General features: G+C 65.9%; 19 protein-coding genes. 2 read left to right on the plus strand and 17 right to left on the minus strand.

Annotated features, from left to right (window positions below):
• Positions 1 to 66: 66 nt before the first annotated feature.
• The 10 genes from leuC to U1708_RS05990 form a co-directional block, all read right to left on the minus strand.
• Positions 67 to 1,503, minus strand: coding sequence for a 3-isopropylmalate dehydratase large subunit (gene leuC, locus U1708_RS05945; protein ID WP_443029973.1), 1,437 nt, complete (start codon positions 1,501 to 1,503; stop codon positions 67 to 69).
• 92 nt (positions 1,504 to 1,595) lie between these two features.
• Positions 1,596 to 2,078: a DUF8788 domain-containing protein gene (locus U1708_RS05950; protein ID WP_332743715.1), complete on the minus strand. Its 483-nt coding sequence runs from the start codon at positions 2,076 to 2,078 to the stop codon at positions 1,596 to 1,598.
• Positions 2,079 to 2,145: 67 nt separating this feature from the next.
• Entirely contained in the window at positions 2,146 to 2,547 is a 402-nt protein-coding gene (locus tag U1708_RS05955) for a DUF8788 domain-containing protein (RefSeq protein WP_332743717.1), read from the minus strand.
• Between the two features lie 280 nt (positions 2,548 to 2,827).
• Entirely contained in the window at positions 2,828 to 3,712 is an 885-nt protein-coding gene (locus U1708_RS05960) for an alpha/beta hydrolase (protein ID WP_332743718.1), read from the minus strand.
• A complete protein-coding gene (locus tag U1708_RS05965) occupies positions 3,712 to 4,395 on the minus strand; it encodes a glutathione S-transferase family protein (RefSeq protein WP_332743719.1) in 684 nt (227 codons plus the stop codon). The genes U1708_RS05960 and U1708_RS05965 overlap by 1 nt, the downstream gene beginning before the upstream one ends.
• The gene (locus tag U1708_RS05970; protein ID WP_332743721.1) at positions 4,395 to 5,030 is read right to left on the minus strand and encodes a 3-oxoacid CoA-transferase subunit B; all 636 of its coding nucleotides are present in this window, start codon (positions 5,028 to 5,030) and stop codon (positions 4,395 to 4,397) included. The genes U1708_RS05965 and U1708_RS05970 overlap by 1 nt, the downstream gene beginning before the upstream one ends.
• Positions 5,030 to 5,341 (minus strand): DUF5076 domain-containing protein, encoded by a 312-nt coding sequence (locus U1708_RS05975; RefSeq protein ID WP_332743723.1) that lies wholly within the window; start codon positions 5,339 to 5,341, stop codon positions 5,030 to 5,032. The genes U1708_RS05970 and U1708_RS05975 overlap by 1 nt, the downstream gene beginning before the upstream one ends.
• Complete coding sequence (locus tag U1708_RS05980) at positions 5,341 to 6,219, minus strand: HAD family acid phosphatase (protein WP_332743725.1); 879 nt, start codon at positions 6,217 to 6,219, stop codon at positions 5,341 to 5,343. The genes U1708_RS05975 and U1708_RS05980 overlap by 1 nt, the downstream gene beginning before the upstream one ends.
• Positions 6,220 to 6,296: 77 nt before the next feature.
• Positions 6,297 to 7,007 carry a CoA transferase subunit A gene (locus U1708_RS05985; RefSeq protein ID WP_332743727.1) on the minus strand — a complete coding sequence of 237 codons (711 nt, stop codon included), beginning with the start codon at positions 7,005 to 7,007 and terminating at the stop codon, positions 6,297 to 6,299.
• 69 nt (positions 7,008 to 7,076) lie between these two features.
• Positions 7,077 to 7,976: an SMP-30/gluconolactonase/LRE family protein gene (locus U1708_RS05990; protein ID WP_332743730.1), complete on the minus strand. Its 900-nt coding sequence runs from the start codon at positions 7,974 to 7,976 to the stop codon at positions 7,077 to 7,079.
• A 91-nt stretch (positions 7,977 to 8,067) separates the two neighbouring features.
• On the opposite strand from U1708_RS05990, the gene U1708_RS05995 reads away from it, so the two are divergent.
• A complete protein-coding gene (locus U1708_RS05995) occupies positions 8,068 to 9,711 on the plus strand; it encodes a thiamine pyrophosphate-binding protein (protein WP_332743732.1) in 1,644 nt (547 codons plus the stop codon).
• Between the two features lie 284 nt (positions 9,712 to 9,995).
• On the opposite strand, the gene alaS is transcribed toward U1708_RS05995, so the two are convergent.
• The 3 genes from alaS to U1708_RS06010 form a co-directional block, all read right to left on the minus strand.
• On the minus strand, positions 9,996 to 12,755 hold the full coding sequence (alaS, locus tag U1708_RS06000) for an alanine--tRNA ligase (protein WP_332743734.1): 2,760 nt from the start codon (positions 12,753 to 12,755) through the stop codon (positions 9,996 to 9,998).
• Between the two features lie 386 nt (positions 12,756 to 13,141).
• Positions 13,142 to 13,537, minus strand: a complete 396-nt coding sequence (locus U1708_RS06005; RefSeq protein ID WP_332743736.1) for a hypothetical protein — start codon at positions 13,535 to 13,537, stop codon at positions 13,142 to 13,144.
• A gap of 13 nt (positions 13,538 to 13,550) precedes the next feature.
• On the minus strand, positions 13,551 to 14,828 hold the full coding sequence (locus tag U1708_RS06010) for a M24 family metallopeptidase (protein WP_332743739.1): 1,278 nt from the start codon (positions 14,826 to 14,828) through the stop codon (positions 13,551 to 13,553).
• Between the two features lie 71 nt (positions 14,829 to 14,899).
• On the opposite strand from U1708_RS06010, the gene U1708_RS06015 reads away from it, so the two are divergent.
• Positions 14,900 to 16,237: a dicarboxylate/amino acid:cation symporter gene (locus U1708_RS06015; protein WP_332743741.1), complete on the plus strand. Its 1,338-nt coding sequence runs from the start codon at positions 14,900 to 14,902 to the stop codon at positions 16,235 to 16,237.
• A gap of 230 nt (positions 16,238 to 16,467) precedes the next feature.
• On the opposite strand, the gene U1708_RS06020 is transcribed toward U1708_RS06015, so the two are convergent.
• From U1708_RS06020 to U1708_RS06035, 4 genes are all read right to left on the minus strand, one after another.
• Positions 16,468 to 17,091 carry a glutathione S-transferase family protein gene (locus U1708_RS06020; protein ID WP_332743743.1) on the minus strand — a complete coding sequence of 208 codons (624 nt, stop codon included), beginning with the start codon at positions 17,089 to 17,091 and terminating at the stop codon, positions 16,468 to 16,470.
• Positions 17,088 to 17,945, minus strand: a complete 858-nt coding sequence (locus tag U1708_RS06025; protein WP_332743746.1) for a class I SAM-dependent methyltransferase — start codon at positions 17,943 to 17,945, stop codon at positions 17,088 to 17,090. The genes U1708_RS06020 and U1708_RS06025 overlap by 4 nt, the downstream gene beginning before the upstream one ends.
• A gap of 526 nt (positions 17,946 to 18,471) precedes the next feature.
• Positions 18,472 to 19,545 (minus strand): recombinase RecA, encoded by a 1,074-nt coding sequence (recA, locus tag U1708_RS06030; RefSeq protein WP_132739051.1) that lies wholly within the window; start codon positions 19,543 to 19,545, stop codon positions 18,472 to 18,474.
• A 581-nt stretch (positions 19,546 to 20,126) separates the two neighbouring features.
• Complete coding sequence (locus U1708_RS06035; protein ID WP_332743751.1) at positions 20,127 to 21,053, minus strand: 4-(cytidine 5'-diphospho)-2-C-methyl-D-erythritol kinase; 927 nt, start codon at positions 21,051 to 21,053, stop codon at positions 20,127 to 20,129.
• Positions 21,054 to 21,107: the final 54 nt, after the last annotated feature.

A 21,107-nucleotide genomic window follows, 5' to 3' on the forward strand; every position in this document is an offset into this window, starting at 1 on the left:
CGGAAGCGACATAGGCCGCGACGCCGCTGAGCATCGCGCCAGCCGCCAGCAATACGAAAACCTTCTTCATGCTCTTTCCCCCATCAACTCTCTGACGTCGCTCAGCTTGCCGGTTACCGCCGCTGCCGCCGCCATCGCGGGTGATACCAGATGCGTGCGCGCACCGGGACCCTGTCTGCCGACGAAATTACGGTTCGACGTGGAAGCGCAACGCTCCCCCGCAGGGACTTTGTCCGGGTTCATCGCGAGACACATCGAACAGCCCGGTTCGCGCCACTCGAAACCGGCGGTGATGAAGATCCGGTCGAGCCCTTCGGCTTCGGCCTGGCGCTTCACGAGGCCAGAGCCGGGAACGACGAGCGCGCGGACGCCGGTCGCGACATGGCGACCGTCGGCGATCGCCGCGGCGGCGCGGAGATCCTCGATGCGGCTGTTGGTGCAGCTGCCGATGAAGACGTGCTGGATCGGCACGTCGCGCATCGCGGTGCCGGCGGTGAGGCCCATGTAATCGAGCGACTTCTGCGCCGCCGCCTGCTTGGCGGGATCGGCGAAGCTCGACGGTTCGGGGACCACGCCCGTAATCGGGACGACGTCCTCGGGACTGGTGCCCCAGGTGAGACCGGGGGCGATATCGGCGGCATCGAGCGTGACAGACTTATCGTACTTGGCGCCGGGATCGGTCGCGAGGCTACACCACCAGGCGACTGCGCGATCCCAGTTCTCGCCGGTCGGCGCCATCGGGCGGCCTTTCAAATAGGCGAAGGTCGTGTCGTCGGGCGCGATCAGGCCGGCACGCGCGCCCGCCTCGATCGACATGTTGGCGATCGTCAGGCGACCTTCGATCGACATGTTGCGGATGACGCTGCCGGTGAATTCGATGACGTGGCCGGTGCCGCCCGCCGCGCCGATCTTGCCGATGATCGCGAGGATGACGTCTTTCGGGCTGACGCCGAAGCCGAGTTCGCCGTCGACGCGGACTTCCATCGTCTTCGCCTGCGACAACAGCAGCGTCTGCGTGGCGAGGACGTGCTCGACCTCGCTCGTGCCGATCCCGAACGCGAGCGCGCCGAGCGCACCGTGCGCGGACGTGTGGCTGTCGCCGCACACGAGCGTCGTGCCGGGGAGCGTGAAGCCCTGTTCGGGGCCGACGACATGGACGATGCCCTGCTCGACGGCGGTCGCGTCGATATAGTCGATGCCGAACTCGGACGTGTTGCGGCGGAGTGCGTCGAGCTGCTGCGCGCTTTCGGGATCGGCGATCGGCAGGACGCGGCCGGCGGCATCTTTCCGCGCGGTGGTCGGGAGGTTGTGATCGGGGACGGCGAGCGTCAGGTCGGGACGGCGCACCTTGCGGCCTGCCACGCGAAGACCTTCGAACGCCTGCGGGCTGGTGACTTCGTGGACGAGGTGACGGTCGATATAGATCAGGCAGGTGCCGTCGTCGCGGCGTTCGACGACATGCGCCGCCCAGATCTTTTCGTACAGCGTTTGCGGATTGGCCATGATGGCCGCGCGTTAACCGAAAGCTGCGCCGGAGCAAAGCCCCGACGCAACTATCTGTCTGTTTCGCACGTAAAACGACGGTCGATCAGCCATTACTTTGCAGTGATGAACGGATCCCAGTTCACGTAATAGGACACCGGCCGCAGTGTCCCGACGGTCACCATGATCTGGATCTGATAGGTCTGGTGGCCGGCATTCATAGCCTGACCGATCCAATAGGATCCCGTCGGCTGGGTACCGATCGACGGCTGCTGCTGCGGATAGCCCGCACCACCGAAGACCGACCCCTGCGAGACGGTGAAACCGGTGATGATCACCTGATCGCCGCTGGAAGGATTGATCGGCACGCTGTTGAAGCCGATCAACGATCCGACCGGGACGACGGTCGAGAGTTCGAGCTGCCCCTCCCCTGAGCTGCCGTTGCTCAGCTCGTTGTCCATCATGTAGACCCCGGTGCCGATATTCTGGCCCTGCTGCGAGGCGACATACGCGGTATCCACCGCGATCGTGATGAACGCCTGGGGGATGATGACGGACTGGTACGCGACGACCAGCATTGATTCTTGCATTCTCATGACGACGATCTCCAAATCGAAGGCCGGTTGCGGCTCCGCCGTTGGAGCGAGCCCGGCGGGACCAGTGCTATTTTGCGGTGATGCTCGGGTTCAGGTTGATCGTGATCCCGGCGCTGCCGACCTGCTTCTGGACGTTGATGTTGATGGCGTAGTTCGTGCCGCCGGTGACCTGCGCCTGACCGACGAACACACCGCCGCCGACCGTCTCCGGTTGGCCACCAGCACCCCAAACATTGCAGTTGCCGATGTCAGCGATCGACAGCACTGCCGCGCTGTTCGCGTCGATGTTGTAGATGTTCCACTGGATCGTCGAACCGTTGGTGACCTGTGTCGACAACCCTGCCGACCCCTCGTTCTGGCTGCCGTTGGCGACGCGATTGTCGACCATGTAGACGCCTGTGGTCGACCCGTTTTGAACGGCGTTGATGTCCACCCATATCTGGATGAAGACGGTCGGTGTACCTGCCATGCTACCCTCCTGCACATCGCCGCAATGATCCGCTCTGGTGTTCCAGTGTCTGCGGAAGCGTCAGGACTACGGCCCCCGGTCGCCTGATGATCCAATACATCAGCACGAAGTCATAAGTTCAGGAAAGCTGCTCGGTTATGGTTCTACTGTGAAGGAGTAATAGTTTAGGATAGACTTGCTTGGTTTAGTTTTCCGGGCATTCCAGCGCTATAGTTCCCAGACCATCTCTTGATTCATATTGATACTCATCGAATTGATCCGAACTGAACGTAGTCGAGACTCAATCCGACTTCGGCATCGCGCGATCAATGAATGCCACGCTGTCGGCCACCACCGGCGCCTTGCCGCGGAACGGCTTCGATAGCGCCATCGCGACGTTCTCGTGGCTGAGGCCGGGATAGTCGATATGCGTCACGGGGGCGCCGAGCGCCTTCAGCCGCGCGGTTAGGTTGATCGCGTTGTGCGGCTTTACCTGCGTGTCGTCGCCGGCGGTTATCAGCAGCATCGGCGGGGCGTCGCGCCGCGCGAAGTGGATCGGCTGGGTCATCACCGGGTCGGCCGCGCCCTGCATCGCGTCGATCGCTCGCTTGGCGGTGAAGGGGTAGAAGTCGTAGGGGCCGCACAAGCCGACCGCGGTCTTGATGATGTGCGGGTCGACGCCTTCCGCTTTCAGCCAGCGTTGGTCGAGTGCCAGCATCGCCACGGTGTAGGCGCCCGCGGAATGACCGGCGACGGCGATCCGGTCGGGGTCGCCGCCCGACTGTGCGATGTGGTCGCGGGTCCATTTTACCGCTTCGGCACCGTCTTGCAGGAAGGCGGGGAAGCGGACGTCGGGGACTTTGCGGTAGTCGGGCATGACGACGACGTAGCCCGCCTTCGCATACGCACGCGCGGCGAACGCATAGGCGCTGCGCGAGCCGTGGACCCAGCCGCCGCCGTACCAGAAGATCAGCACCGGGAGGCCGGTCTTCGCGCCTCCGGATGGGCGCCAGACGTCGAGCTTCTGGCCGTGCGTGCCGAACGGGACGCCTTCGCGGACGCGGGCGGTGCCACGACCGCCGCCCATGATGCCGTCGAGGACGCTCAGCGTGCCCGGGCCGGCGGTGAACGCCGTGCCCGCGATCACGATCACGATGAGCGCTATGACGATCGCGGCGCGGCGCATCAGTGGCGGAAATCAGCTGTGATCGAACCGCATGCGTTTAGCTCAGCCTCGTGGCTCTCCTCGCGCCAAGTTTCGGCGAGCGCCGTCGCTTCCCATTCGCACATTGCCGGATGCGCGATGATCCGCTCGACCCAAGCGAGCCCGGCCGGTCCGACGTCTATCCCGTAGGTCCGCACGCGAAACGCGACGGGTGCGTAGAAGGCGTCGACCGCAGTGAAAGCGGCACCGGCGAGCCAAGGTCCGCCGAACCGGTCGAGGCCTCCGCTCCACAGTTCGGTAATGCGCGCGACGTCGCGGTCGAGCGCGGCGCTGCCGGAGGTGGCATCGACGCGGACACCGACGTTCATCGTCCGCTCGTTGCGGAGCGCGGAGAACCCGCCATGCATCTCTGCCGTCGCGCAGATCGCCCATGCACGCGCCTCTTCGTCGGCGGGCCAGACGCCGTCGTGGCGCTCGGCGAGGTAGAGGACGATGCCGAGCGAGTCCCACACCGTCCGGGCGCCGTCGATCAACACCGGCACTTGTCCTGTCGGCGAGAACGCGCGGAACGCTTCGTGATTGACGGGCGCCAGGAACGGCTCGATCCGGTCCTCGAACGCGATGCCGAGCGCCTTCATCAAGACCCACGGACGCAGCGACCAGCTCGAGTAATTGCGATTTGCGGTGACGAGGGTGTAGCCCATCAGGCGGTGTAGCGCGCCGTGGTCTTCGCGGCGATCTCGTCCGCGGTCACGCCCGGTGCCATCTCGACCAGTTTGAACGGGCTGTCGTGATCGGCGCGCTGGAACACCGCCAGATCGGTGACGATCATGTCGACGACGTTCTTGCCCGTGAGCGGCAGCGTACACGACGGGATGAACTTCGGCGTGCCGTCCTTGGCGGTGTGGTCCATCACGACGATGATCTGCTTGACGCCCGCGACCAAATCCATCGCGCCGCCCATGCCCTTGATCATCTTGCCGGGGATCATCCAGTTGGCGATGTCGCCGCCTTCGCTGACCTCCATCGCACCCAGCACCGTCAGGTCGATATGGCCGCCGCGGATCATCGCGAAGCTGTCCGACGAGCTGAAATAGACCGACGAGGGGAGCTCGCTGATCGTCTGCTTGCCGGCGTTGATCAGGTCGGCGTCCTCCTCGCCCGCGTACGGGAACGGGCCGATCCCTAGCATGCCGTTCTCGGACTGGAGCGTGACCGTCATGCCCTCGGGGATGTTGTTCGCGACCAGCGTCGGGATGCCGATGCCGAGATTGACGTAGTATCCGTCCTTGAGTTCCTGCGCTGCACGCGCGGCCATCTGATTACGGTCCCAGGGCATCAGTTGATCGTTCCTTCCTGGATGGTGGTGATGGTCGTGAACTGTTCGCGGAGTTCGGTGCCGACGCCGTCGACGATCGCCTGCAACGCGGTGTCTTCGTCGATTCCCCAGGTGCCCGCATAGGCGCGCGCGGCGTGGCGGATCGTGTCGGCGAGGAGGTAGCCGAACACGGTCGGATCCTCGAGGATGCCCGCGTCGATCAGCACGTTGCTGCCGGCGCCATTGGTGATCCATATGCGGGCCACCTCGACCGACTCGCTCGTCAGTTTCGCGCCTTTGTCGAGCGCGATCGAATTAGGGTGATCGGCCATTAGCGTACGCCTCCTGTCGGGGCCCAGCGGACTGCTGGCGGGAATACCTCGTCGCGATTGCCTTTAAGCGCGGTGCCGTAGACGGGGTTGGGTAGCACGAACCACCCTGCGCCCCATTTGGCCGTGATCGCGGGCGACTGCACTGCGGCGCGCCGGGCGGCGGGGGTCTGGCCGGCGTTAAAGAGGTCGCTGAAGTCGCCGAGCTGGTCGCCGCCCATCGCGACGACGCAGTATTTCGCGGCGATCGTCGCGCGGCGGCCGTCCTTCTTGGAACCAAGCGCGTCGTCGCCGGCGAGGAACAGCGTTTCGCCGTGGCGGGCGGGGCCAAGGCCTGCGGCTTCGATCGTCGCCTCTGTCTGTGCGGCGTTGGCAGCGGAGCGGTTGCTGTTGAAGACGACGGTGACGCCCATCGCGCGGAGTTGGGTTAGTGCGGCAAGGGCGCCGGGGACGGGCGCGACCTGCTTGACGCCGGTGCGCTCCCAGTCCTGCCAACGAGGGTCGGACCAGGGTTGGCCGGAGGACGCGTCGTATTCGAAGCCGAGGTTGAGGAGGACGGTCTCGTCGACGTCGAACACGGCGGCTTTGGGTTTGGTGCCGCAGGAGGTGAAGGCCGGGGCCGCCAGCGTGGCGCCTTGCGCTAGGACGACGGAAGTTGGTGTGCGTTGCGCGCGGACATAGCCGACCAGCGTGTTCCAGGCCTGGATGCTGACCGCTGCTGCCTCGCCCGAGGCGTAGAGATACTGCATGCCCGCGGGGACGCCGTCGACGGTGACGGGGGTGGCGATGCTTGGCGAAGATGCGATCGAGGTCGGCGCGGACACGCTGACGCAGCCTTGGAGCACCAGTGCCCCTGCGAACGCAGGGGTCCAGGATACCACCCGCAACATCCGTGACCCTGGGCTCCTGCGTGCGCAGGATAACGGGGCGCGCTTGCGATGGACCGGCAGGCCTCGCGTCATGCCGTCGCGCGCTCGCGGACGGTGCGGAATTCGATCTGCTTGTCGTAGGGCGCGCCGACGATCATCCGCTTCACGTAGATGCCGGGCAGGTGGATCGTGTCGGGATCGAGGCTCCCCACGGGGACGATCTCCTCCACCTCGGCGACGCAGATCTTCCCCGCGGTCGCCATCGGCTGGTTGAAGTTGCGGGCGGTCTTGCGGAAGATGAGGTTGCCGCTCTCGTCCGCCTTCCAGCCCTTGATGATCGCGAGATCGGCGCGGATGCCGCGTTCGAGGATGTATTCCTGGCCGTCAAAGACCTTGACCTCCTTGCCCTCGGCGACCTGCGTGCCAACGCCGGTCTTCGTGTAGAAGCCGGGGATGCCCGCACCCCCTGCCCGGCAGCGTTCCGCAAGCGTCCCCTGCGGGCAGAACTCGACCTCGAGTTCGCCGCTGAGATATTGCCGCTCGAATTCCTTGTTCTCGCCGACATAGGACGAGATCATCTTCTTCACCTGGCGCGAGCGGAGCAATTTGCCGAGGCCCTGCCCGTCGATGCCGGCGTTGTTGCTGGCGATCGTTAGGTCCTTGACGCCCGACGCCTCGATCGCGTCGATCAGCCGCTCGGGAATGCCGCACAACCCGAACCCGCCCGCGCAGATCGTCATGCCGTCGAACAGCACGCCTTCGAGTGCCGTCGCCGCATCGGTGTAGCGCTTGTTCGCCATGCATCCTCCTCTGGTCTTTCGCCTCGCATAAGGCGGCGCCTCACGCTCGGCAACGCCCCGCGCGGCGACTCAGTGCGCGAGCGCCAGGCCGGGGCGCTTCCACCGGGTCTTCACCAGGCGGCCGCTGCCCGAGCAGGTGATGTAGGCGTCCATGGCGTCAGCACCGCTCCAGCAGATGTTGGTCGTGAACACGTCGTCGGTCGCGACGAACTCGACCAGCTCTCCGGCGGGCGAGATAACGCTGATCCCGCATTCGCCGATCGTCGCGACGCAGATGTTGCCGCATGCCTCGATACCGAGAGAATCGAAGAACTTGTAGCCGGCGGGGCGGTAGAGCGGCGTGCCCGAAGCGCTGACGACCTTGCCGGGCGCGACGATGTCGAACGCCATCAGGCGGCAGGTGAACGTCTCCGCCGCGTAGAGTCGCTTGCCATCGGGGGATAGGCCGATGCCGTTGGGGTTTTCGCTCGGGAAGATCACTTCTTCGATATGGCTGCCGTCGGCCTTTGCGTAGAAGATGCCGGTGATGTCGCGTTCGCGCTCACGCGTTTTGCCGTGATCGGTGAACCAGAAGCCGCCGTGCGAATCGAAGACGATGTCGTTGGGGCCTCGCAGCGAGCAGCCAAAATCGCCGTCCGTATAGAGGATCTCGACCGCGCCGGTGGCGATGTCGACCCGCTCGATCCGGCCGCCGGAATAGTCGTGCGGCTGGCCGTGCGGGGCGAGGAAGCCGTTGGTCTCGCGCCATACGAAGCCGCCATTGTTGCAGCAATACAGCTTGCCGTCGGGGCCGAGCGCAAGCCCGTTGGGGCCGCCGCCGGGCTCGGCGACCGTCGACTTGATACCGTCGGGCGCGATGCGGGTGATGCGGCCGGCTTCGATTTCGACGAGGATGACGCTGCCGTCGGGCATCGCGACCGGGCCCTCGGGGAAGCGCAAGCCACTGGCGACGGTGGTGAATTCGGGCATGAACCTCTCCGAGCGAGTCGGGTTGGCCCCGGCTTCGACGCCAGCGTAACCGTTTCTCGACTTCGCGCACAACGAACGGCAGGATGCTGCCATGATCACACCACGCACCGGCGGCCGTATCCTGGTCGACCAACTCGTCGCACAGGGCTGCGACCGGATCTTCACCGTGCCGGGGGAGAGCTTCCTCGCGGTGCTCGACGCGCTGCACGATACGCCGGCGATCGACCTCGTCGTGTGCCGGCAGGAGGGCGGCGTCGGGTTCATGGCGTGCGCGGACGGGACGCTGACGCACCGGCCGGGCGTAGCGTTCGTGACGCGCGGGCCGGGCGCGACCAACGCGTCGATCGGGGTTCACGTCGCGATGCAGGATTCGCAGCCGATGATCCTCTTCGTGGGCGATATCGACCGAAGCACGCGCGACCGCGAGGCGTTCCAGGAGATCGATTTCCAGGCTATGTTCGCGCCGATCGCCAAGTGGGCGGCGCGGATCGACGATGCGCGGCGGATCCCGGAATATGTCGCGCGTGCTTATGCGACGGCGATGTCGGGGCGGCCGGGGCCGGTGGTGCTGGCGTTGCCCGAGGACATGCTGCTCGATGTGGTTGACGCGGTCGATCGGCCGCGGGTCGAGCGGGTAGCGCAGGCTTGCGATGCCGATACGATGGACCTGCTCGCCGACCTGCTGACCACCGCCGAGCGGCCCGTGGCGATCGTCGGCGGTGCGGGCTGGGATGTCGCGGCGTCGGGGGCTTTCTCGACCTGGGCCGACCGCAATGGGATTCCTGTGGCGGCGGCGTTTCGGCGGCAGGATGCTATTCCGAACGACTGTCCGGTTTGGGCTGGCAACCTTGGGTATGGGCCCAATCCGAAGCTGGTCGAGCGGGTGAAGGCGGCGGATCTGCTGCTCGTCGTCGGACCGCGGCTGGGGGAGGCGACGACCGATGGCTATGCACTGATCACGCCGGATCATCCGGGGCAGCGGCTGATCCATGTGCATCCCGATCCAGATGAGTTGCACCGGGCGTACCGCGCGGATGTGGCGGTGTGTGCGGGGATGGAGGAGTTTGCCGAGGCGTTACTGGCGGTCGACCTGCCGCCGCGGTCGGCTGGGGTCGAGGCGCATGCGGAGTGGCTGAATTGGTCTACGCCGGCGCCGCGTGATTTGGTCATGGACCTGGGGCCGTGCGTAGCGGCGATGCGCGAGCGGCTGCCGGCGGATGCGATCATCTGCAACGGTGCGGGGAATTACTCGGGCTGGTGGCATCGGTATTGGGCGTATGCCGGGCCGGGCACGCAGCTTGCCCCGACCGCTGGAGCTATGGGGTACGGCGTGCCCGCGGCCGTTGCCGCGTCTTTGCGGCATCCGGAGCGGACTGTCGTGGCGCTCGCGGGGGACGGATGTTTCCTGATGAACGGCCAGGAACTTGCGACCGCGGTTGCGCACGGGGCGGACATGCTGGTGCTGGTCGTCGACAATAGCGGGTACGGGACTATCCGCATGCATCAGGAGCGGGAGTATCCTGGGCGGATTTCGGGGACCGGGTTGCGAAACCCGGACTTTGCCGCGCTGGGGCGGGCTTATGGGTGTTGGGCCGAGACTGTTGCGCAGACCGAGGATTTCGCGGGGGCGCTGGACCGGGCGATGTCTCGGGGTGGGGTTAGGTTGCTGCATTTGGTGACGGATATCGAGGCGATAACTGCGGGGACTATGTTGGCGAAGGTGCGTGGGGGCTGAGCTTCGTTTTGCCGGCGCCGTCAGCCCAACAGGAGCACCACCCCGGCGAAGGCCGGGGCCCAATTGGGGGACGGTGATAACGACGCACCGTCCTCCGTTACTCCGGACGTGCCAACTGGGCCCCGGCCTTCGCCGGGGTAGTGGCCATTTATCGTTAGATCTTATCCGCGCAGCCACTGTTCCCCCGCGAAAGCGGGGGTCCAGGAGCCAAGGCACCCAGCGGTACTCAGCTGGGCCCCCGCATCCGCGGGGGAACACTGGCTGGCGTACAACGGCGGCGAGTTTCAGGCGTCCGCCGCCTCCAGCTTCGCCCTCACCGCCGCGACCGCATCCGCCGCCTTTTCGCCATCCGGCCCACCGCCCTGCGCCATGTCGGGACGGCCGCCGCCGCCCTGCCCGCCCAGCGTCGCCACCGCGATCTTGAGCAGGTCGACTGCGTTGTGGCTCGCCACCAGATCCGCCGTAACCCCGACCGCCACCGAGGCGCGACCGTCGTTGATCGCGACCATCACCGCGATGCCGGAGCCCAGGCGCTGCTTGGCCTCGTCGACCGCGCCGCGCAGACCCTTCGCTTCGAAGTCGTTGAGCACCTGACCGAGGAACGCGACGCCGCCGACCTGTTCGGGACCAGCCGCTTCGCCCGAGCCGCCGCCGAGCGCGAGCGCTTTCTTAGCGTCGGCGAGTTCGCGTTCGAGGCGGCGGCGGTCTTCGAGCAGCGACGCGACACGCGCCGGGACCTCGTCGGGGGTCGACTTCAAAACCGCTGCCGCTTCGCGAAGGCGATCGTCGCGACCGGTCAGATACGTGCGCGCCCCTTCGCCGGTGAGCGCTTCGACTCGGCGGATACCGCTGGAGACCGCGCCTTCGCCGACGACCTTGAACAGGCCGATATCGCCCAATGCGTTAACGTGCGTGCCGCCGCACAGTTCGATCGAATACGTCCCCTCGTCGGTTGAGCCCATCGATACGACGCGAACCTCGTCACCGTATTTCTCGCCGAACAGCGCCATCGCGCCCATCGCGATCGCGTCGTCGGGGGTCATCAACAGCGTTGTCACCGCGCCGTTGCCGCGGACCTGCGCGTTCACGTCGGCCTCGACCTGCGCGATGTCGGCGGGGGTCATCGCGACCGGCTGCGAGAAGTCGAAGCGCAGGCGGTCGGGCGCGACGAGGCTACCCTTCTGCGCGACGTGCGTGCCGAGGCGTTCGCGGAGGGCCTCGTGCAGGAGGTGCGTCGCGGAGTGGTTGGCGCGGATCTGGGCACGGCGGGCGACGTCGATCTGCAGCTTGACCGGATCGCCGACCTTGATCTCGCCGGAATCGACGATCGCGTGATGCACGAACACGCGGCCGAGCTGCTTCGACGTCTCAGTGACGTTCGCGTGCAGGCCGCTGTCGTTCGAGATGTGACCGGCATCGCCGACCTGTCCGCCGCTCTCGCCGTAGAAGGGCGTCTGGTTGACGACGATCGCGACGGCATCGCCGGTGGTGGCGTGGTCGACGCGCGCGCCGTCCTTGACCAGCGCGACGACCTCGCCCTCGCCGGTGTCGGATGCGTAGCCGAGGAACTCCGTACCGCCGGTCTGCTCGACGATATCGAACCAGATGTCATCGGAGGCTTTCGCGCCCGAGCCCTTCCAGGCGGCGCGGGCGGCGCGCTTCTGCTCGGCCATCGCGGTGTCGAAACCTTCGCGATCGACCGTATATCCCCGCTCTCTAAGAGCATCTTCCGTCAAGTCGATCGGAAAACCATAAGTATCGTAGAGCTTAAAGGCGACGTCACCCGGCAAACTGAATTTTACCGGGCTCCCAGTCACTTTGAAATGACCTGTCTCAGCCTTAAATGACCGGCCACCAACTGTTGCGGCAGCACTAAGCGTATCGTCTTCCTCAACGATGTTCGCATTAGCAGAGATCGGCGGCAATGCGTCCTCAAGAAGTTTGAGACCACGGTCGAGCGTCTGGCGGAAGCGGGTTTCCTCCTGCTGCAACGTCGCCTCGATCAGCGGCCTTGCGCGCGACAGCTCGGGGTACGCCGCGCCCATTTCGGTGACGAGCGCGGGGACGAGCCGGTGCATCAGCGGCTGCTTCGCGCCGAGGATATGCGCATGGCGCATCGCGCGGCGCATGATACGGCGCAGGACGTAGCCGCGGCCCTCGCTCGCGGGCAGCACGCCGTCCGCGATGAGGAAGCCGGCGGTGCGCAGGTGATCGGCGATCACGCGGTGACTGGCGGTGTTGGCGCCGTCGGTCGCGGTGTGCGTCAGGGCTCCGCTCGCGGCGATCAGCGCCTTGAACGTGTCGGTGTCGTAATTGTCGGTGACGCCCTGCATGACCGCGGCGATGCGCTCGAGCCCCATGCCGGTGTCGATCGACGGCTTGGGCAGGTTGCCGACGATCTCGGCATTTTCCTGCTCGTATTGCATGAACACGAGGTTCCAGATCTCGACGAACCGGTCGCCGTCCTCGTCGGGCGAACCGGGAGGGCCGCCGGGGATGTGGTCGCCGTGGTCGTAGAAGATTTCCGAGCACGGTCCGCACGGCCCGTTGTCGCCCATCGACCAGAAATTGTCCTTGGTCGGGATGCGGATGATGCGGTGATCGGGGAGGCCGGCGATCTTTTTCCAGAGATCGAACGCCTCGTCGTCGGTGTGGTAGACGGTCGCGGTCAATTTGTCGGGCGACAGGCCCCATTCGCGCGTGAGCAGCGTCCAGGCATGGACGATCGCCTGTTCCTTGAAATAATCGCCGAACGAGAAATTGCCGAGCATTTCGAAGAAGGTGTGGTGGCGCGCGGTGTAGCCGACATTGTCGAGATCATTGTGCTTGCCGCCGGCGCGGACGCATTTCTGCGACGAGGTCGCGGTGGTGTAGGGGCGCGATTCGAGGCCGGTGAAGACGTTCTTGAACGGCACCATCCCGGCGTTGACGAACATCAGCGTCGGGTCGTTCTGCGGCACGAGCGGTGCGCTGGGCACGATCTGGTGCCCCTGCGATCCGAAATAGTCGAGGAAGCCGCGGCGGATGTCGTTCGTCGATGTCATGCGCGGGGACTTAGGCGAGCGGGGCGGTTCGCTCAAGTGGAGGTGTGTGGGGCGCCGTGCGGTAAAGAAGGGGTGTCGGCGAACATCCGCGCTGCACGTATCCAATTGAAACGAAGCAAGCTTGTTTCCCCGCGAAGGCGGGGATCCAGTCTGGGCTCCCGCCTTCGCGGGAGAACAAGGCAGCTGAGCTGTGGTTCGGTAAAAGCCCACCACCCCGAAGGCCGGGGCCCAGTTGGGGAACGTGGGCAACGAAGGACCGCGCTCGATTATTGCCACCTTTCCAACTGGGCCCCGGCCTCCGCCGGGGTGGTGGCGAGTGCGGAATGGCGCCTACCCTAACGGTACCTCAACCGACTTCTGCGGCTCGCCAATCCCGTCCGCGCCAATCATGCACCGCCGCACATGTGCTCCGCATCGGGCAGCGTCCATGACTCGTCGGTGCGCAGATTGGTGGTCGTGTACCACTTGCCGCGCTGGTCGCCGGGCGGGCAATGCGTCGGCAGCTTGGCGAGACAGGTCATCACCCGGTCGCCGACGCGCGAATGCTGGACCGCCGCGACCTGATCGTAGGAGACGCCGTAGACGCCGTTCTTCAGGGTGATGCTCGATCCGGAGTCGGGGACTGGACGACCATTGTCTTCAAGTCGCTGCGTCACCACGCCAACCGTCGTGAAGGCACACGTACCGACACGGATCGGCGGGCGCGTCGAGGTCGCCGTCGGACCGGGCGGCGCGCTCGCGCCGAGCAGCAGGACCATCGCGGTGGCGGCGCATGGCTTCATATCGTCCCTTTCCTCAGAGCGGTGCGTCGAGCGACTTGGGTGGTTCGCTGAACCATTTTGGCCCGACGTCGGTCATGTGGAAGCAATCCTCGATCCGCACCCCATACCTGCCCGGAATGTAGATGCCCGGCTCGTCGGAGAAGCACATGCCCGCCGCCAGCTTCGTCGTCTCGCCGCGGACGAGGTTGACGGGTTCGTGGCCGTCCATGCCGATGCCGTGCCCGGTACGATGCGATAGGCCGGGGAGCTTGTAGCCGGGGCCGTAGCCGAGCGTTTCGTAATGGCGCCGCACCGCGTCGTCGACGCTGCCCGCAACGGCACCGATCTTCGCGGCGGCGAATGCTATCTGTTGGCCCCGGGCAACCTGATCCCAGGTCTTGCGCTGGTCCGTCGACGCGGTGCCGTGGACCCAAGTGCGCGAGATGTCGGACTGATAGCCCTGCACGGTACACCCGCAATCCATCAACACGACCTGCCCCTCGCCGACGCGGTGGATTTCGCGGCTGCCGTGCGGATAGGCCGACGCCTCGCCGATCAGCGCGAGCGCGAACTCGGGGGCGCCGCCGAGCTTGCGGGTCGCGGCGTTCATCAGCGCGCCGATCTCCGGGCCGGTCATGCCCTTCTCTACCCGCGCATAGGTCCAGCGATAGGCGGCAAGCGTGACCTCGGTCGCCGCCTGCATCAGCGCGATCTCGGCGGGGGTCTTGATCATGCGGCAGGCGCGGACGACCGGGTCGGCGGACACGATCTTCGCATCGGGCAGCACGCGCTGGAGCCCGGCATAGGCGAAGTACCGCACCTCCGCCTCCAGCCCGATCGGCCGCGTCGCGAGCTTCCGGTCGCGCAGGAACCCGGCGACGACGGCGAGCGGGTTCTCGTCCTCCTGCCACACGCGGACCTCGGCGGGGACGGCGAGCGTTTCGCGCACCGACGGCTCCTCGAAGAACGGCGTGACGATGCACGGTTCGCCCTCGACCGGGAGGATCGCCAGCGTCAGCCGCTCGCTCGTGTGCCAGCGGACGCCGGTGAAGTAGATCATCGACGATCCCGGCTCGATCAGCACTGCGCCGATCCCGGCCGCTTTCATCAGCGATTGCGCGCGGGAGAGCCTTGCTGTGCGTTCGGCGGCATCGATCGGCCTGGTCGTGCCGGTGATGTCCGACAGCGCCGACAGATCGGGCTCGGCGGCGCGGAGGATCGCGGTGGTCGACAGCAACGGAGCGGCGATCGCGAGGACCAGCAGGTCGCGGCGCGAGGGACTGAAGGCGGGTTTACGGGGTGTGGTCGACATCTACGGACGATAGGGTCCTTGACCCGGGCGCCGCAATCCCCTTCCCTGTCGCCAAGTCTCGGGAGCGATTAATGGCCAAGCGGCTAACCTATTACATCTTGTTCGGCCTCGTCGCGGGGATGGTCGTCGGCTGGGTCCTGAACGCGTCGATCGACGACGGCACGGCCGAATCCGCCGCGCAGTTGAAGGACATCGCCGGGTATTTCTCGATCGTAACGTCGCTGTTCCTGCGGCTGATCAAGATGATCATCGCGCCGCTGGTCTTCTCGACGCTGGTCGTCGGGATCGCGCATATGGGCGACACCGGCGCGCTTGGGCGGGTCGGTCTGCGCAGCCTCGGCTGGTTCGTCTGCGCGAGCCTGTTGTCGCTCACCCTGGGCATGATCCTGGTCAATGTGTTGCAGCCGGGCGTCGGCCTCGAACTCGCGATCCCGCCGGCGACCGCGTCGAGCGGCGTCGATGCCGCGGCGTTCGATCTCGCCAAGTTCATCTCGCATATCGTGCCCGATTCGATGATCGCGGCGATGGCCAGCAACGAGATCCTCCAGATCGTCGTGTTCTCGGTGTTCGTCGGCGTCGCGATCACCGCGGTCGGCGAGAAGGCCGCGCCGCTCGTGAAGGCGATCGAGGCGCTGGTCGCGGTGATGCTGCAGATCACCAATTACGTGATGCGGTTCGCACCGTTCGCGGTGTTCGCGGCGGTGACCGCGACGCTCGCCGAGCGCGGGCCGACCATCCTCGGCCAGCTCGGCTATTTCATGCTGACCTTCTATATCGGCCTTGCGCTGCTGTGGGCGATGCTGATCGGGATCGCGTTCCTGCTGATCGGGCCGCGGACGCGGTTGCTGGTGCGGTATATCCGCGATCCGTTGATCCTGGCGTTCTCGGCGGCGTCGTCGGAAGCGGCGTATCCGCGGACGCTGGAGGCGCTCGACCGGTTCGGCGTGCCGCCGCGGATCGCGAGCTTCGTGCTGCCGCTGGGCTATTCGTTCAATCTCGACGGGTCGATGATGTACATGACGTTCGCGTCGCTGTTCATCGCGCAGGCGTACGGCATCGACATGCCGATCGGGCAGCAGATCGCGATGCTGCTGGTGCTGATGGTGACGTCGAAAGGGATTGCCGGCGTGCCGCGGGCTTCGCTGGTCGTGATCGCGGGGACGCTGTCGATGTTCAAAATTCCGGAGGCGGGGATTTTGCTGATCCTGGCGGTGGATCATTTCCTGGACATGGGGCGGTCGGCGACGAACGTGATCGGCAATGCCGTCGCGGCGACGGTGGTGGCGAAATGGGAGGGCGGGCTCGACGAGCGTGAGCCGGCCGACCGTGATCCACCGGTGGCGCCGACCGGGCATGGGCCGAAGGTGAATGTGGATAGTTACGAGAAGATTGGGCCGGGGCAGGTTTGAGGTTGGACGGCGATGTTGGGCTAACGACGTCTCAAGGATGCGTTTTTTACGCTGGCGGTCCACTGAAGAAGCACCTCCCCGGCGAAGGCCGGGGTCCAGTTGGGGGACGCTAATGGTGACCGCCGCGCCTTGTTACCACAACCTTTCCAACTGGACCCCGGCCTTCGCCGGGGAGGTGTTTAGGGGGAAGGTCGCGTTCTTAGCCTCGACGCGGTTCTTGATCTGCAGCCTCAAGCGTAGGCGTAGGGGCCGCCCTTCTTGAGCCCTGCCTGATACGCCGGCCGCGCGTGGATTTTCGCCAGCCAGGCGATCGTTGCGGGGCGGGACTCGTTCAGGCCGCCGCGGCTGCGGGCGGCTTCGAGGGGGAAGCTCATCATGATGTCGGCGGCGGTCATCTCCGCGCCGGCGAACCAGGGGCGTTGCGACAGTTCCGATTCGACATAGTCGAGGTGGACGTCGATCATCGGCTGGATCTTCTTGACCGCGACCTTGCCCATGATCGGGATGCGCGCGAGGACCAGCTTCAGGAGGAGCGGCGGCATCATCGAGCCCTCCGCATAATGGAGCCAGAAGCGGTAGCGTAGGGCGTCGGCGCGTTTGGCGGGGGCGCCTAGCCTGCCGTCCGCCTTGTCTACGAGATATTCGACGATCGCGCCGGTCTCGGCGACTACGGCCCCGTCATCCTCAATCACCGGCGACTTGCCTAGAGGGTGGACTTTCTTGAGCTCTGGCGGGGCGAGCATGGTCTGCTTGTTCCGCTCGTAGCGCTTGATCTCGTAGGGGAGGCCGAGTTCCTCGAGCATCCACAGGATACGCTGCGATCGCGAGTTTTCGAGGTGGTGGACGGTTATCATGCTGGCTCCCCTGTCGAATATTCAGCCGATTTGCGCGCGGTCCAGATCCAGGCGGCGGCGGGGAATTCCACCGTGGTGCCGTTGCCGTGACGTTCGCAGACCTGGGTGAGACGCGCGATGTGGCGCCCGCGTTCCTCCGGGGCGGCGTCGCGGATGGCCGAGGCGGCGGGGCCGATGCGGCGGAAATAATCGACGGCGTCGGCTACGGGATCGGCGCCCTCGCCTGCCCTGTAGGCGAAGTCGATACGCTCTGGCGGGGCGGCCTGCCAGCCCGCGTTCTCGAGGATCGTCTCGACTTGGGTTGGATCGGCGAACGCGAAGGGACCCGGTGCTGTGCTTGCCGGGGCGTCCGCGTCGCCGCCGGTTGCGGTTATGGTTTCGGTGGCCCAGCGGTTGGCGGTGCGTTCGGCGAAACAGGAAAAGACCAGCGTTGCGCCGGGTGCGGCGGCTTCGGCGAGCGCCGTAAAGGCTGCGACGGGGTCTGCGAAGAACATGACGCCGTGGCGCGAGACGTAGAGATTTGTCGGGGCGTGGTTCGGGGCGGCGACGGTGATGTCGGCGCATTCGAAGCTGGCGTTCGCTTGGGTTGCGGCGCGGTGTCTGGCGATCTCGATCAGGTTTGGCGAGAGATCAATGCCGTTCAGGGTCGCGTTCGGGAGGGCTTGCGCGGTGGCTAAGGTGGTTGCTCCGGCGCCGCAGCCTATGTCGATGATCTTGCGGGTTCGGGGAGTGGCAGCGGCGAGGATCGCCGCGTTCAAATGCGGGGTCAGGTTGGTGAAACTGCGGTCGGTTCGGCGCCATTCTTCGGCCCAGACGTCGCCTATTCTGCCGGTCCAGTCATAGGCTGTGGTCATGGGTTGGGGTGCTTTACGGATGCGGTTTCGGGGCGGTGGTTTGGAGTGAAGTATAGGAAGTATAGACGCTGGCGTGGGTTTGGCGTTGGGGTAATTTGAGACGTCGCGGGGCCTGTTGTGTTGCTTTGCGCGGTCGTCTGCCCTTCCTTGTTTCCCCGCGAAGGCGGGGATCCAGTCTGGGCTCCCGCCTTCGCGGGAGAACAAGGAGGCGGTGCAGCCGTTCGGTAGGAACCGCTACCCCGGCGCAGGCCGGGGCCCAGCTGGGAGCCGTATGTAACGAAAGATCGCGCTTCGTTATTGCCACCTTTCCGACTGGGCCCCGGCCTTCGCCGGGGTGGAGCGTTGGGGAGCCGTGCGGTGCGATCCAATGCCGGTGTCGGTGCAAAGCCGGTGACGGTGTTGGTGCGAAGCCGGCGCCAATGCCACCACGCATGACGCATCACGCACCGCGTGCCGCGTGCCCTCACCCTCCCATTGCGAGGGCAATGGGCCCCTCCCTCTCCCCTTAGGGAGAGGGGTTTAGGGGTTATACGTCGTCTTCGGCGTCGGGGCCCGCCATCATTTCCTCGGCGACCTTGTCGGTGCGCGCCCGGATCTGCTTTTCGAGGCGGTCGGCGGTTTCGGGGTTATCCTTGAGGAACGTCTTCGAGTTCTCGCGGCCCTGACCGAGGCGGACGCTGTCGTAGCTGAACCACGCGCCCGATTTCTCGACGAGGCCGGCCTTGACGCCGAGATCGAGGATCTCGCCGAGCTTGGAGACGCCCTGCCCGTACATGATGTCGAATTCGACCTGCTTGAACGGCGGGGCGACCTTGTTCTTGACGACCTTCACGCGCGTCTGGTTGCCGGTGACCTCTTCGCCGGCCTTGATCGCGCCGATGCGGCGGATGTCGAGGCGGACCGAGGCGTAGAACTTCAGCGCGTTGCCACCAGTCGTCGTCTCGGGGTTGCCGTACATGACGCCGATCTTCATGCGGAGCTGGTTGATGAAGATCACCATGCAGCGCGAGCGACTGATCGAGCCGGTGAGCTTGCGCAGCGACTGCGACATCAGGCGGGCCTGGAGGCCAACATGGCTGTCGCCCATCTCGCCTTCGATTTCCGCGCGCGGCACGAGGGCCGCGACTGAGTCGACCACGAGCACGTCGATCGCGTTCGAGCGGACCAGCGTGTCGACGATCTCAAGCGCCTGCTCGCCGGTGTCGGGCTGCGACACGATCAGCTCGTCGATGTTGACGCCGAGCTTTTTCGCATAGACCGGGTCGAGCGCGTGCTCGGCATCGACGAACGCCGCAGTGCCGCCGCCCTTCTGCGCCTCGGCGATCACGTGGAGCGCGAGCGTGGTCTTGCCCGAGCTTTCCGGACCGTAGATCTCGATCACGCGGCCGCGCGGCAGGCCGCCGACGCCAAGCGCGATGTCGAGCCCGAGCGAGCCGGTCGAGATGACCTCGACCTGCATGGTTTCCTTCGAGCCCAGGCGCATCGCCGAGCCCTTGCCGAACGCGCGGTCGATCTGCGCGAGCGCGGCGTCGAGCGCCTTCTGGCGGTCGTTGGTTGCGGTTGCCATGCCGGTGTCGATCACTTTCAGATTAGCGGCCATTGATAAGCTCCCATCGCTAAAGCAAGCGCGCGCGCCATTCAACGCGTCAAACACCATGTATTCTATTTGTTCTTGGGGAACAAGTAGAGAACGTTGGGTTTGGAGGGAATTTTGCGGTGGCTAGGTCTCGCGCGGGTTCGCGAGGCCACGGCTTGAGGTGAGATGGTGGCTATCTGAATCGGATAGGTCGCCTACCGGCGGGCGCTGGGTCTTGGTGTAGAGGTTGGAATGATGAAGTGCGGCGGTCGTCAGCGGCGTTTTCCAATTGGGCCCCGGCCTTCGCCGGGGTGGTGGTTTGGTCATGGGACATATCGGCGGGCCGGGGACGACGGGTTCGGCACCTTGCGTGATTAGGTCAAGATCGGTTCGGGTTGTTTGGGAGTGGGCTCGTGCTGGTCGATTCGTCGGCGGTTTCGATACGGGTCCTGGTTGGCGGTTTGATTTGTGGCTCTGGATCCTGACTTTCGTCAGGATGACGGAGGTGGGGTGGTGGTGTGGCCGCGCCATCGCGCAGTCGTCGCATCGCGGGCCGCGGGGTCGCGGGGTCTTGGGGTGACTGACTATTAGCGGTGCCATTTCGTTCAGGCCAAGGTCGTCGCGAGGGTCCACCAGCCGTGAGCGCGAGCGGCGGTTGTGGCGGTGTCTAGGGCTTCGGGGGTTTCGAACAGGGCGAAGCAGGTGGCGCCGGAGCCGGACATTCTGGACAGGAGGACGCCTTGGGCTGTGTCCAGGAGGGCTCGGACCTGGGCAATTTCGGGGGCTAGCGCCAGCGCGGGGGGTTCCAGGTCGTTGCGGCCGGCTTTGGCGCGCGTGAGAAGGTCGCCTTCGGGGATCGGGCCCCGGTCCTGGCCGTCCCACGTCTTGAAGACTGCCGCGGTCGAGACGGCGACGCCCGGGTTCACGAGCAGGAGCGGCGTGCCGGACAGGCCTTCGAGGTTCGTGAGGGTGTCGCCTTTGCCGGTGCCGAGCGTGGTGCGGTTGGCGAGGCAGGCGGGGACGTCTGCGCCGAGCTTTGCGGCGATTTCAAGGAGGTGGGGGTCGGTTGTCGGTATCCCGTGGAGGCGGGCCAGCGCTCGGAGGGTGGCGGCGGCGTCGGCCGAGCCGCCGCCTATGCCGGAAGCAATGGGGAGGTGCTTTTCGAGGGTTATGGCGTGGTGGGTGTTGGGGGCGAAGGCGGTGGTGAAGGCGTCGGCGGCGGCGGTTACCAAATTGCCTTGCCAGGGGGCGGCGCCTGGGGTGGCGTTGGGCGCGTGCGGCGCTTCGTTATTTGCCGTTCCCGATTGGGCCCCGGCGTTCGCCGGGGGGGTGTTGGGGGGGGAGAGTAGTGCTGCGGCGAAGGGGCCGGTTATGGTAAAACTGTTGGTTTGGGCGGGTTCCACCGTGATCATGTCGCCGTCCGTGGCGAAGGCGAAGAGGGTTTCGAGGTCGTGGTAGCCGTCGGGGCGGCGACGGCGGACGTGGAGGGCCAGGTTGATCTTTGCGGGGGCGGCTTCGGTGATGGCGGGCATTTTGGGTCTCGGTTAGCTACGAAGTTGAGCGCGGCTTAGCGTAATACGCTTCAT

This window comes from Sphingomonas arabinosi (assembly GCF_036663715.1).
Taxonomy (GTDB): domain Bacteria; phylum Pseudomonadota; class Alphaproteobacteria; order Sphingomonadales; family Sphingomonadaceae; genus Sphingomonas.